Source organism: Bacteroides sp. AF32-8BH, assembly GCF_003435205.1.
Taxonomy (GTDB): domain Bacteria; phylum Bacteroidota; class Bacteroidia; order Bacteroidales; family Bacteroidaceae; genus Bacteroides; species Bacteroides ovatus.
Map to the genome: position 1 here is coordinate 21,615 of NZ_QVLZ01000007.1, position 13,858 is coordinate 35,472.

Here is a 13,858-nt window from a genome sequence, read left to right on the forward strand (position 1 = left end):
CTTACTTCTTTTTCTTAAAGATGAACAGTTCACTGAGTTTGTCCAGTTTCTTGCGAAGTACCAGACCGACTCCTGTTTCCGTAATCTCGCCTTCGAGTACACTCTCGTAGTTTTTATCGTAGAACAGACGAACATAACGGGTTCCGGTTCTATCCAAACGATATTCCAGAGAGATGTTATCGATAAAGGATTCCGCATCATTCGTCGCATTCTCACCTGTAGACACCTTACCTCCGATTACAATCTGGAAACGGTTGTTAAAGAGACGTTGTGAATAACGGAAACTGTAATCCGTACGCTTACCACCCGTATCCGACAAATCGTGATCTTCGATACCGACAGAAACACTGGCATTTTTCAAATTTCCCATCAATGAGTTGATTTGGCTGCTTAATACGGAGTTCAGTGCGGAACCCATATTCAGTTTACCCAATCCACCACCTCCGCCACCAATCGGTCCGGTCCCAAGATAGGTTTTCATAACCATAATATAGAGGGCTTGTTTACCTCTCTCTTCCGCCCCCATGGCTGTCAACTCGTTTTGTATGGTTGCATCTTCGGGAGCAGATACATCAAATGCAAAAGAAAGATTATCCAACCGGTTCTTGACAACGATGGACACATCGAAATTAACCGAACGTGTTCCGCCGTTCTCTCCCTCGGAAACAGAAGCACGGATACGATCGGTTGCTTTGAAGTTCAACATCGGGTCCATGGGGTTTCCTGTCCATTCCACATAGCTACCGTTATCGATCGCAAATTCTTTGGCAGCAATGACAGGTAAAGCATATTTCATCAAACCGCCGCTCAACGTATAGCGTCCGGTCAATGTCAGATCACCTTGCGGAGTATATTTCATAGAGAGGTCACCTCCCCCTTCCAGTTCGACACGATTGTCATTGCTTGCATCCAAATCGACTTTCAAACGGACGGATGGATCTATATGTACCATCATCACCATGTCCAACCCGCCTAAAGAAACAGTCGGCACTTCTTGTTGGACAACCGTAGTGGTGTCGCTAAACGAAGTAAAGGTTACCAGACTTCCCAAACGATCCTGTACCGTCAACGGCGAGTCGGTCAAAATATAGGAAACGTCTGTATTACCCAGCAGACTCATGTTTCCACGCATGTTCAATCCATCCAACGGCCCTTTCACTGTTGCCCGGAAATCGGCAAAGACTTTTCCGTAGGCCAGACTCTCACGAGTGCGTTTGGCATCCAGAAGCGTATAGTTCTGCGCCAGCAGATTCAGATTCGCCATCGGTCGGGACATATCCCTGAAATCAACATAACCGTCAATCGTGAATGGAGTTTTTCCTGTTGTATAGATAGCGAATTTATCAAATTCCAACCGATTATTCTTTATCTGTACCGGACGGTCGTCGAACCTGAAATTAGCACCATATTGGCGGGAAAGAACAGAAACGCTATCCAATATCAGTTCGCCATTTATCAAAGGCTGCTCGGTGCTACCCGCAATATTCAGATTACCATCCATATCACCGGCCAGCGTAGCCATTTTATCAGGAATAAATACGTTAGCTACACGTAGCGGGAAATGCTCCAGAGTAGCGTTTACTTCCAGACTGTCTTTTCCTGTCTGGGTTGGAACCAGCTTACCATCCGCCACCATCACTTCCACTTTGTCATGATTCAGATAGGCGTTCAGGTATTGTTTTCCCTGTTCGCCTGGCAGCCAGGTGGCTCCCACTGTCACGTCACCAATTCGTTGACGTTCATAAGTCAATTCATCAATAGCTGCTTCAACCGAAAGTTGAAGATCCTTTTCGGTCTGTACATAGTGCGCTTCCGCAGAGAATAAACCGGTTATTTCCGGGAAGTAAGGAAGTACACTGCTCAAATCAGCCAAACTGATTCTTCGGATTTCCACATCAATATTCTGTAGAGAAACGGTGTCTCCCCGTACAGAATGTACACGGAACCCCATTCCTTCGTCATCCCACATATCTACATTGGCGTATACACGCATATTCTTATGCACATAAATCCAATTATGATTTTCATTGAAATGAAACTTCTGGAAGGCGATTATCGGTTCTTCCGGAATCAAGGTGAGAGCCAGTCCATCGCCTTTTCCTTTGCCCTCGAACAAGGGACGTGCATTGACACCGAGTAATACTCCTGTTTCTCCTTTTCCATTCTTAAAGTCTACCAGCAATTCGGCATCCCGATCACGAATTTCTCCCGTCAGTGTGGTAGAGAAGGAGAATTGCGGATTCTTGGGACCGTTAATAACTCCGGCACGCAATTTCATGAGTGTGGTATCTTGTTTGACGGTAAAGAAGATGGTATCCAATTGCAAGGTATCTACTTTCAAGGCGTGGATAGCGGCTTTTCCATTAATTCCCCAGTTGGGAGCCGTTCCGAATTTCACTGAAGCGTCATGGTAAGCTATCTTCTTGGTAGCCAGGAAATATGCCAAAGGGTTCTCTTGTCCTGCGGAGAAAGAGAAAATAGCAGTTGGCAATGCTTTGCGTAATTCAGCGTGATTCAAGGCTTTCTCATCAATCTGCTTCATCAGTACATCCACAAAATGAGTGGACTGACAAATCAAAGGATTAACACCGGAACGTGCACTCAAATCGAGTTTCATATCTCCGGAGATTAAATGGGTAAATACGCGGTTCTGACGAGCCTCTGCCGAAAAATTGAAAGTCAGCGGACGCTTCATTGGCTCCGGCATGATTCCCAGTTCATGCAAATCCAGTTGGGTGACATCAATCGTTATTTTACCGTCGGGGTAGCTGTGTGCCAGATTGTATTCAGCATCCGTTGTCATTTTCAATAAAGCATTGTCACTTGTCAGATGTGCAGTGACCAATGCGCCTTTAAGTTCTCCCGTCAGATCAAGATTGGAAAGATGGTATTTAGCATAATGAAGCTGATCTAATGAAAGATTCAATTTGGCAAATGAATGGTAGGACATGACATCTAATCCACGACCATTAGCCGCAGCCGAAAGAGAAAGTTCATAGATAGAGTCTTTCGGGAGGAAACTATGAAGTTGCAGATTGTCTATTTTCAGATCAGCCTTATAGACTTCGGTAGTGGTATTTAAGGCTGCATTCACGTCCATAGCTCCTTGTCCTTCTTTCAAACGGAGATTTGCTTTATATTCAGGACCTTTGATATCCACTTTCGCCACCAGATTCATGCTGTCAGGAATGACAAGCGTACCATTAGGCGCTTCTCCCGACAGAGCGGTCAGGAAGTTCAGGTTTTGAGTAGTCATTTTCAGGCCGATGGTTCCGGTGCGTGTGAGGCTGTCGGTGAGGTTTTCCAAAAGGCCACCGCCCTCCAATGCAAAAGCACCCGGCAGGTCTACCGTGAAACGGGAAATCTGCATTTCTTTCAGATTGCCGTCCGTGCCGGCACGGATGACGAGCGGACGAAATGGATAGGCTTCTTTGAAGCTTTCGGGCAGACCGCCGGCAAACAGCATGACGTCTTCTTTGCCGATATAGGCATTGAGACGGGCGGATAAGCGTCCCGTAGTGGGGATATTGACCAGTTCCCAATAGGTATGGGCAGATAAATCGATTTCAGAATGGGGAGTGTTCAGTTTCAAACCAGGAACACAGATAACTGAATCATTGGAGTAGGCTCTACCCGTCAGGGAAGTGACGCTCAATCCGGAACGTTCGTTCATGGTAAACTCACGAATGACTGCGTTCATATCCCTCCCTTTATACAGCAAGGAATCCAGAGCGATGCGAATATCCCGGACGGCAATATGAGAAGCGTCGAAGCCCTCTGCCGGTTGAGCAGTTCCGGTATCATAGCTGACGGAGGTTCCCGATAATAAGAACTTCTTCAAGTCGTAGTACTGATTCTTCAAATCTGCTTGAGCATCATCGATGGCTGCTTCTCCAATATGGGCCGCCATACGCATGGAATCAGCAGGAAGTTGCATACTGAACGATACATTTTTCAATTTCAACTGATGAAGAGCTACTTTCCAGTTGATCGGAGCAGAAGCTGTGGTATCTTTGGGCGTAGTTGTGGTATCATTCATCAGTAGCTGCACGTGAGTGTCGGATAGTTCGACCTGATTGATTACCGCTAGTTCATTAGACAGATCGACGCCATGACTTTGCAGGAAGAAACGTCCCAAAACGCCTTTAATCTTCATTCCCTCCATCAAATCGGCTGAATTAACGGCTACCCGGCTCAAAGTGACTTCATCCACTTCTACTTTTCCTTTTATCAACGGCCATGCCTGTACACGAACATTGAGACTTTCCAAAGACAAAAGGGTATCCGGCTGTTGAATAACCTCCACGCCACGTACCAACAGATTAAGCGGGAAACGAAGGTCTATCCGCTCCACCTGAATCTGCATGCCGGTTGCTTTAGAAGCGTATGCAGTAACCTCCCGACGCAAAAGATTCTGAACGGGAGGAACATAAAGCAATACCATTAGTATTACAAAGAGTATTATAGGAGTAAGCAATATCCAGCTTACCCAACGTATCCATTTTCGTTTCATGTAAAATGTGTCAGTGTAAATAAGGTGACACAAAGTAAACAAATTATTTTGAAAAAAGGTTTGGGTAATAGTAAGAAAGATACAGATAGTAGCCAAGGAGTAGAAGAAAACGGCTTATTGGGTATTCTTCATTACCTCCAAATAATGCTCCGCTTCACTAATTATTTTACGGACAGCTTCTAATGTATTGAATGTTGTTTCTTCTATTTTTTCCGAAAATTCTTCTCCACGACAAGCCTCCAACCATTTTAACGGGGCGATAGTTTCCTCCGCTCCGATCATTGTGAAAAGAGGGAGAAGTTTATGCGCCATGGCAGCTATCCCATCCACTTCTTTTTCATTCAATGCTTGTTGCATCCGTTCGACATTCTTGCCTGTCTCTTCAATAAAAGTGTGAATGATGGAGTATGCTGCTTCCGGATCATCTTCAGAATAAGCAGTCAGTGCAGAAAAGTTGATCCCGACAGTTCCCATATCTTCTGTTATATGCGCTTCATCGGCCGAAAGTTGACCTTCATTTACTGTTAGCAACAATTCCTTTACTGTAAACGGTTTATGCAAACAACCGGCAAAACCATGTTCATGTAAAGCGGCTTTATCCATTTCACTACGGGCAGTCACAGCAATAACAGGGATTGTTTTTGCTTGTGGTATATTAGAAGCCCGTAATAGTTTTACCAGCTCAAACCCGTTAATGGCAGGCATTTGTATATCTGTCAGCAATACATCGAAGACGGAAGAGCGAAGTTGTTCAATCAGCTGTTCCAGCTGTTCACAACATACGGCATCAATACCATGCTGTTTCAACATGGCAGCAGTCAGATTCAGCTGAATCTTATCGTCATCAATCAAAAGCACACGAATGACTTTCATGGGAGGAATGGCAACCGACTGTTTGGGAGCGTATGGACTTTCGTCCTCCGAAGATTCATTTTCCGGAGATTCGCTTTCCGCAATGGATTTACCTACCGGATAAAGAGGTAAAGTTACAGTAAAACAGCTCCCTTTTCCTAATGTGCTTTGCACGTCAATGGTTCCTTCAAGCAAGGTTACCAATTTCTTCACAATAGAGAGTCCGAGTCCGAAACCTTCTTCCCCCTGCGCACCGGAAAGACGTGTAAATTCTTGGAAGATACGTTCACGATCTTCTGATGCCATTCCTTTTCCTGTATCGGCAATGGCGATGGTTAACTTAGAAGAATCATAACTGGCTGTCAGGCTAATTTCTCCTTTTTGAGTAAATTTTACGGCATTGGACAAAAGGTTATTCACAATTTGCCGGAGTCGCAAAGGATCGCTGATATATCCTCCGTTCAGTTCTGGAGCGACGTGACATTGCAAGGCTAATCCTTTGGCAGCAGTCAGAGGTTCGAAACTGACATAAATTTCATCAAATAGCTGGGAGGGGTTAAAGGTTACGCGATTCACTTCCGCTTTATTGAGATCAAGCCGGTGGAAATCAAGCAAGTCACTGACTAACTTCAATAAATGTTCTGAAGAGCTTTTCATATTGTCGAGGTAGAATCGTTGCCGTTCATCTTCTGTCAATCGGGACAGGAGTTCGGTATATCCCATAATTGAGCCTAACGGAGCTTTAAAATCATGGGTAATGGCAAGCATTAATTTTTCACGGGCGATCAGCAAATCTTCCGCCCGTTTATTCGCCACCTCCAATTGCTGGCGGTAACGGTTGCTACGGGAAATATCCCGCATAATCAATATCAGGAAAAAAGCCGATAATAGTACGGCACCAACCGCGATACCGCCGATGATACGTGCCGACCGCATCCTCACTTCCTGCTGAAGTTCGGCATCCTGACGGGCACGCAAGGTCATTTCTTCCTCATACTGTTTAATCAAGCTATCCATCCGTGCCGTCAACTGCGTATTCATCCGCTGGTACTTTGTACTGGTACGCCGGATTGTTTTCCTCCGTTGCAACCGTTTTTCTTCGGTAGCCATGCGGATTTTCTGCTGAAGAGAATCTTTAGAAGTGGGCGGTTGGAGAATGGTATCAGTGGCTACTTCCAACGATGTATTTACTAATACGGCACTGTCTTGTTTAGAAGGGGAAAACACTTCGGCGAGTCGTTTGAAGAATCCCTTCTTTTTAGGAGTAGTGATTAACGAGTCACGTTTGGTGATGACCCGATGTTGTACCCGTTGCTGGGTAATCACAGAATCCTGTTCGGAAATGATTTCTTCGATTTCCGAAGCAGAGAGAAGGCTGTCGTTTGCCTCACTTAGCACCCGCAACATCTGAATCGTGTTTTGATCTTTCTCATGGAGAAGGGTCAATAAACTGTCTGTTCTTAAATTCTGTTGATCGTCGGCGGCCGACAATGCTTCCATCTCACGATGTACAAACACCAGCGAGAAAAGGAGGATCGCCAGCAACAAAGTGTAACCGGCGGTTATTTTCAACTTTGTAAAACGGAAGGAAGCCATTGGGGTTAAGTATTAAGTTTTAAGTATTTAGTATCAGGTTTGAGGATGAGGTTCGGGGAGTTTCGTCATGTGATGAAAACGCCACCAAAGCATCAATCCTGCGCTCGTCAAACCAAAAGGAAATGCCATCCAGACACCTACTACTCCCCATCCCATCACAAAGCCGCAGAAATAACCTACAGGAAGAGAAATAATGAAATAGGCGACAAAGGCAATCACCATCATTAGTTTTACATCTGAAATTCCACGCAAAGCGTTGGCGAAAGTAATCTGCAGTCCGTCGCCAAACTGGTAAACGAGGAAAGGGAAGATTAGAGAGGTCACCATAGCAGCCACTTCCTGACTGTCGGTAAACCAGCCTCCCAAGTAATTCCGGCAAAGGAAGACAATCAAAGAAAGCACAACGCCCAATGTCATCATCAGATGAAAACCTGCATAGGCAGAACGACGTACATTGATGATGTCATTCTGACCTTTGAAGTTACTGACACGAACAGCCACAGCAGCACCCATACCGTAATACATCATAAATGTAAACTGCGAAATAGCCAGCATAACCTGATGAGAAGCCAGAGCGATAGTACCCAGCCAACCGATCATGATCGCACTTAGACTAAAAGAGGCTGTCTCCATTCCCATTTGAAAAGCAACCGGCCATCCAAGTCCATTCAAGCGTCCAAATACAGCTCGTGACCATCCCAAACGGAAAAAGCCAATCTTATAGCGGACAAAACGCGGACTACGCATAAAGATGATGATAAATATAATCACCATCACGATACGCGAGAACAGCGTGCTGACACCTGCTCCCAACAGACCTAACTCGGGCAATCCGAGCTTTCCATAAATCAGGATATAGTTTCCTATGATATTCAAGACATTTCCACCAAGCAATATCCACATAGCGGTTTTTGTATCCGTAATTCCGTCTGTAAACTGCTTGAATCCATTGAAAAGCATGACAAACACTAGTGAAGCGAGCAAAACAAGGTAATACGGTTTAATCAGGGGAATCAATTCTTCCGGCTGTCCGAGACGTTCTATATTTAGATAAAGAACAGTCATACAGACAGTCAGCAGCAATGCAACCATCAGGTTTGCCAGTAAACTGTTGCGTAAAGCCTGTCCCGCAGGGGCATACTGGCGGGTTCCATACAAACCTCCCACAATGGGAGTCAGCCCATACGAAAAACCCGTACTGAAAATAATCGCCAGATTGAACACATTATTGACGAAGGAAGCTGCTCCCAGCTCAATCGTACTATGATGCCCGATCATTAACGTATCCGCAAATCCAAGAACGATTACTCCTATTTGACCGATCACAATCGGCAGTCCGAGAAAAATTAGTGCTTTATAATGCTCTTTATATGTACTATAAATATGTCTCATTTACTTTTCCGTTACCTAAACGTATCTCCATTTTCAGGCAAAGGGACTTTTCCCTTTCACTGATAGATTAAAAAAGGGAGAATTTAATTTTGTTGTTTCTTATAATATAGTATTACTCCGTTCTCCTTACGGAAAGCAGATTGAGCTACCGCCCGCAATTGTTCAGCCGTGACAGACCGATAACGATCGACCTCTTTTTCCATGTCCTCCGCCCGGCCAAGCAATTCGTACCAAGCCAGATTGGTTGCCACATTCAAATAATTGATGTTGCCGAATATCTGGGTGGACTCAAATTTGTTCTTCACTTTTTCCAGTTCCTGTTCGTCAACCAATTCTTGCTGCAACAGTTCCAGTTCTTCCCGCACTGCCGCTTCCGCCTGTTCCAGGGTGACACCTGCCGAAGGTTTACCACTAATATGGAATAACCCCGCATCTACACTGCCGGAAATATAAGCATCTATACTCGAAAATAATTGTTTCTGTTGTACCAAACGCTGGTTTAACCGGCTGGAACGTCCGTTGCTCAACACATCCGACAAAATATCAAATGCATAATAATCCGGATGGCAATGGGCAGGCATGTGGTATGCCATAAATAAAGAATCGAGAGGAACATTTCTCTCTACCGTCAGCCGCCGTTCTTCCGTCTGTTCCTGTTCTTGTGGCAGGTTCCGTTGAGGAACTTCCCGACGAGGAATAGAGCCGAACCATTTTTCCGTCAAAGCAACCGCTTCTTCGAAAGAGATATTGCCGGTTACAGCTAATATAGCATTATTAGGAGCATAAAAACGGAAAAAGAATGCCTTCACTTCTTCCAGCGTAGCATTGGCAATATGCGACAACTCTTTTCCGATAGTAGGCCATTGATAAGGATGCGTCTGATAAGCCAGAGGACGCAAAAGATGTCCGATATCCCCATAAGGCTGATTCAAACATCGCTGTTTGAATTCTTCCATTACTACTCCCCGCTGTACCTCCAGACTCCGTTCGCTAAAATCAAGACTCAACATCCGGTCGGATTCCAACCAAAAGCCGGTTTCTACATTCTGACGAGGTACAGTGAGGTAGTAATTGGTTATATCATTATTCGTCCAGGCATTATTCTCTCCACCCGCCAATTGAAGCGGCATATCATAATCGGGAATATTCACCGACCCTCCGAACATCAGGTGTTCGAACAAATGGGCAAAACCGGTATGTTCGGGATCTTCGTCGCGAGCTCCCACATTATATAATATATTAAGGGCAACCATCTGCGTACTTTCGTCCTGCGAATGTACCAGACGTAACCCATTATCAAGAATATGCCTGTTGATTTTCATATATTTCAGTCAAGTATTGTCACCTTTGTTATTTTTACATCTTCTTCGGGACGATCGCTACGGTCGGTTTTCACCTGCTGGATTTTATCCACAATATCCAAACCTTTCACTACTTCGCCGAACACAGTATATTCGCCATCCAGATGCGGAGTTCCTCCCACCGTTGTATAGGCTTCAATCTGTTCCGGAGTGAAATGAAATTCCGGTTGTTTAGCTGCCATTTCCTGTGCCTCTGCAAACAACTTTTCCTGCAAATCATAAAGACCATTTTCGTCATTTGCTTTTCGCATCTTATAAATTTCCTTCATGTGTTTCTGTGCCAGCGTATTGAAAATAACATTAATCTTATTCTCATTCATCTGGCTTTCCATACCCAGCAAGGTAGAGTCATTGAACACCTTACCTGTCACGATATAGAACTGACAACCGGAAGATTCTTTCTTCGGGTTCACATTATCTCCCTGACGGGCAGCGGACAGGGCACCTTTCTTATGGAAATATTTAGGATATACAAATTCAGCGGGAACAGTATAACCTACATCTCCCGTACCCAGCATTTTTCCTTTCGGTGCATTCTTTGAGTCCGGGTCACCAGCCTGAATCATAAAATCTTTGATAACACGATGAAACAGTGTGCCTTCATAAACACCGTCCTTCACCAGTTTGATAAAATTATCACGATGTTTCGGTGTCTCATTATATAGTTTCACCTCGATATCTCCTACAGTTGTCTCAATCTTTACCAACGTTTCTTTATCCATGTCTCCTCCTTTTTTTGTTCCGGTTTTGCAGGCAGTAAGTCCGCAAAACGATATGGTTAATACTATCAATAGAATCTTTTTCATAACACTTTTATTTAATTTAAGTTTGCAAATATACCACTTTCGCCTAAATCCTCTTACCTTTGTGACTTAAAAGAATCAAAACCTGACATGATGAGCTCCATATTGATCGTTGAAGATGATATCACTTTTGGAATGATGCTAAAAACCTGGCTAGGCAAAAAGGGCTTTGAAGTATCATCAGTGAGTAATATTGCCCGCGCCCGAAAACATATCGAAAGCCAAAACGTCGATCTGATTTTATCAGACCTGCGACTACCCGACCACGAAGGTATCGATCTGCTGAAATGGATGAATGAACAAGGCATGGACATTCCTTTAATCATCATGACTGGCTATGCGGATATACAATCCGCCGTACAGGCAATGAAACTGGGAGCACGTGATTATATAGCCAAACCGGTAAATCCGGAAGAATTACTGAAGAAAATTTCTGAATGTCTGCAGTCTGAAAAGAGTCTTGCTACTCATAACGTTGCTAAATCTTCTTCTAAAAAAGGTGCTTCTACTTCATCTAAAGATTCAACAGAAAATCATCGTGCTTATCTGGAAGGAGAAAGTGATGCAGCCAAACAACTCTACAATTATGTAGGTCTGGTAGCTCCGACCAATATGTCCGTACTTATCAACGGTTCCAGCGGAACAGGAAAAGAGTATGTGGCGCACCGTATTCATCAACTTAGCAAACGAAACGATAAACCGTTTATTGCCGTAGATTGTGGATCTATCCCCAAAGAACTGGCTGCTTCCGAATTTTTCGGTCATGTGAAAGGTTCGTTTACAGGTGCTCTGACAGATAAAACGGGTGCTTTCGTTGCAGCCAACGGTGGTACTATCTTTCTGGATGAGATCGGAAACCTTAGTTATGAAGTGCAGATACAACTGCTTCGTGCCTTGCAAGAGAGAAAAATACGTCCGGTAGGTTCTACACAGGAGATATCGGTAGATATTCGTCTGGTATCTGCCACCAATGAGAATCTGGAACAAGCCATTGAAAAAGGTACTTTCCGTGAGGACCTTTATCATCGTATCAATGAATTTACCCTCCGTATGCCCGATCTGAAAGAACGGAAAGAAGATATTCTGCTCTTTGCCAATTTCTTCCTCGATCAGGCAAACAAGGAACTGGATAAACACCTGATTGGTTTCGATGCAAAAGCATCGCAAGCTTTAATGAATTATCATTGGCCGGGAAACTTGCGCCAAATGAAGAACATCGTCAAAAGAGCAACGTTATTGGCACAAAGCAGTTTCATTACTTTATTGGAATTGGGGACCGAGCTTTTAGAAACTCCTGCATCCAGCAATACGAGCATTGCATTACGCAATGAAGAGACTGAAAAAGAGCATATTTTGGAGGCGCTACGCCAAACAGGAAACAATAAGAGTAAAGCAGCGCAATTACTGAATATTGATCGAAAGACTTTATATAATAAATTGAAATTATACAATATTGATTTGTAACAAGTTACGTTCTTGCATTTTCTCAAGTGTTCTCATGCCTATGAGAAAATTTTCTCAATGCGATGAGAAAAAGTTCTCATTACTATGAGTATTTATTCTCATCACGGTGAGAAATGATTCCTTTTTGTAGTGCTCGAACTTATCTTTAACCGAATCTATCGCATTACCAGATATTATTAATTTTAATGCATATTCCATAGAATAAAATGACCCCCATGAATAAAAAAACATTATTACCCCTTGCATTTGTGCCACTCGCAGTAACCAATCTGCAAGCACAAAGCAATATGCAAATAGAACGCGCGGACAAACGTCCGAATATCATTCTCTTTATGGTAGACGATATGGGATGGCAGGATACTTCACTCCCATTCTGGACACAGAAGACACACTATAACGAATTGTACGAGACTCCCAATATGGAGCGGTTAGCAAAACAGGGAATGATGTTTACTCAAGCGTATGCCAACAGTATCAGTTCTCCTACCCGGTGCAGCCTCATCACCGGAACCAACGCCGCACGTCACCGAGTAACTAACTGGACGCTGCAAAAGAATACAATGACAGACCGTAAAGATAGCATTCTGGCAGTCCCTGACTGGAATTACAATGGAGTAAGTCAAGTGTCCGGCACTAATCATACTTCCGTAGGAACCTCCTTCGTGCAACTGCTAAAGAACAGCGGTTATCATACTATACATTGTGGAAAAGCCCATTTCGGAGCGATAGATACTCCAGGGGAAGATCCGCATCATTGGGGATTCGAGGTAAATATTGCCGGACATGCGGCCGGTGGACTTGCCAGTTACCTGGGAGAAGAGAACTACGGACATACCAAAGATGGGAAAGCGGTATCACTGATGTCTGTTCCCGGATTAGAGAAATATTGGGGAACGGAAACCTTTGTAACTGAAGCATTGACGTTGGAAGCCATTAAAGCACTGGATAAAGCGAAAAAGTATAATCAGCCTTTCTATTTGTATATGTCGCAATATGCCATCCACATTCCTTTGAACAAAGATATGCGCTTCTATGAGAAGTACAAGAAAAAAGGAATGACAGACCATGAAGCTGCTTATGCCACACTGATTGAAGGAATGGATAAAAGTTTAGGTGATTTAATGAACTGGCTGGAAAAGAATGGAGAAGCCAACAACACTATTATCATTTTTATGAGTGATAACGGAGGACTTGCATCCGAATCCGGATGGCGTGACGGCAAGCTGCATACACAGAATTATCCATTGAACAGTGGTAAAGGTTCTACTTATGAAGGCGGTATCCGCGAACCGATGATTGTCAGTTGGCCGGGAGTAGTAGCTCCGGGAAGCAAATGCAACAACTACTTGTTGATAGAAGACTTCTACCCTACTATTCTTGAAATGGCAGGTGTCAAGAACTACCAGACAGTTCAACCGATAGACGGTATCAGTTTCATCCCTCTGCTGAAACAGACAGGCAACCCAGCTAAGGGTCGGAGTCTTTTCTGGAATATGCCTAACAACTGGGGAAATGACGGTCCCGGAATCAACTTTAATTGTGCCGTTCGAAACGGTGACTGGAAATTGATTTATTACTATGGAACAGGAAAGAAAGAGTTATTCAACATACCTGATGATATAGGAGAAAGCAACGACCTTAGTGCACAGCATCCGGACATCGTGAAGAAACTTTCTAAAGAGCTGGGCAACTTTCTAAGAAAAGTAGATGCACAACGACCGACTTTCAAAGCGACAGGTAAACCTTGTCCCTGGCCGGATGAAATTAAGTAAATAGATTACCTAAATAAAAGAACTGTGGCGGGGAGTGTGGAATAATTCCACACTCCCCGCCACAGTTTCCACACACTCCACACATACTTCCCCACTATCCTAATT

The 13,858-nt window shown here is 43.9% G+C and carries 7 protein-coding genes; 2 read left to right on the forward strand and 5 right to left on the reverse strand.

Annotation, left to right across the window (positions count from 1 at the left end):
- Position 1 precedes the first annotated feature (1 nt).
- From DWZ47_RS06295 to DWZ47_RS06315, 5 genes are all read right to left on the reverse strand, one after another.
- A complete protein-coding gene (locus tag DWZ47_RS06295; protein WP_199488145.1) occupies positions 2-4,513 on the reverse strand; it encodes a translocation/assembly module TamB domain-containing protein in 4,512 nt (1,503 codons plus the stop codon).
- A gap of 114 nt (positions 4,514-4,627) precedes the next feature.
- The gene (locus DWZ47_RS06300) at positions 4,628-6,961 is read right to left on the reverse strand and encodes a hybrid sensor histidine kinase/response regulator (RefSeq protein ID WP_117512590.1); all 2,334 of its coding nucleotides are present in this window, start codon (positions 6,959-6,961) and stop codon (positions 4,628-4,630) included.
- 33 nt (positions 6,962-6,994) lie between these two features.
- The gene (locus DWZ47_RS06305; RefSeq protein WP_004324636.1) at positions 6,995-8,353 is read right to left on the reverse strand and encodes an MATE family efflux transporter; all 1,359 of its coding nucleotides are present in this window, start codon (positions 8,351-8,353) and stop codon (positions 6,995-6,997) included.
- A gap of 83 nt (positions 8,354-8,436) precedes the next feature.
- On the reverse strand, positions 8,437-9,675 hold the full coding sequence (locus tag DWZ47_RS06310) for a M16 family metallopeptidase (RefSeq protein ID WP_004299932.1): 1,239 nt from the start codon (positions 9,673-9,675) through the stop codon (positions 8,437-8,439).
- Between the two features lie 5 nt (positions 9,676-9,680).
- Complete coding sequence (locus DWZ47_RS06315; protein ID WP_022199759.1) at positions 9,681-10,520, reverse strand: peptidylprolyl isomerase; 840 nt, start codon at positions 10,518-10,520, stop codon at positions 9,681-9,683.
- An 87-nt stretch (positions 10,521-10,607) separates the two neighbouring features.
- Here DWZ47_RS06315 and DWZ47_RS06320 point away from each other — a divergent pair, with 87 nt between their 5' ends.
- Both DWZ47_RS06320 and DWZ47_RS06325 read left to right on the forward strand, forming a co-directional pair.
- Entirely contained in the window at positions 10,608-11,981 is a 1,374-nt protein-coding gene (locus DWZ47_RS06320; RefSeq protein WP_004324634.1) for a sigma-54-dependent transcriptional regulator, read from the forward strand.
- A 215-nt stretch (positions 11,982-12,196) separates the two neighbouring features.
- Positions 12,197-13,753, forward strand: coding sequence for a sulfatase (locus DWZ47_RS06325; RefSeq protein WP_117512639.1), 1,557 nt, complete (start codon positions 12,197-12,199; stop codon positions 13,751-13,753).
- Positions 13,754-13,858: the final 105 nt, after the last annotated feature.

Coding starts and splice junctions, on each gene's coding strand:
- DWZ47_RS06315 (WP_022199759.1), bottom strand. CDS start 10,520: ATGAAAAAGATTCTATTGATAGTATTAACCATATCGTTTTGCGGACTT.
- DWZ47_RS06320 (WP_004324634.1), top strand. CDS start 10,608: ATGATGAGCTCCATATTGATCGTTGAAGATGATATCACTTTTGGAATG.
- DWZ47_RS06310 (WP_004299932.1), bottom strand. CDS start 9,675: ATGAAAATCAACAGGCATATTCTTGATAATGGGTTACGTCTGGTACAT.
- DWZ47_RS06300 (WP_117512590.1), bottom strand. CDS start 6,961: ATGGCTTCCTTCCGTTTTACAAAGTTGAAAATAACCGCCGGTTACACT.
- DWZ47_RS06295 (WP_199488145.1), bottom strand. CDS start 4,513: ATGAAACGAAAATGGATACGTTGGGTAAGCTGGATATTGCTTACTCCT.
- DWZ47_RS06325 (WP_117512639.1), top strand. CDS start 12,197: ATGAATAAAAAAACATTATTACCCCTTGCATTTGTGCCACTCGCAGTA.
- DWZ47_RS06305 (WP_004324636.1), bottom strand. CDS start 8,353: ATGAGACATATTTATAGTACATATAAAGAGCATTATAAAGCACTAATT.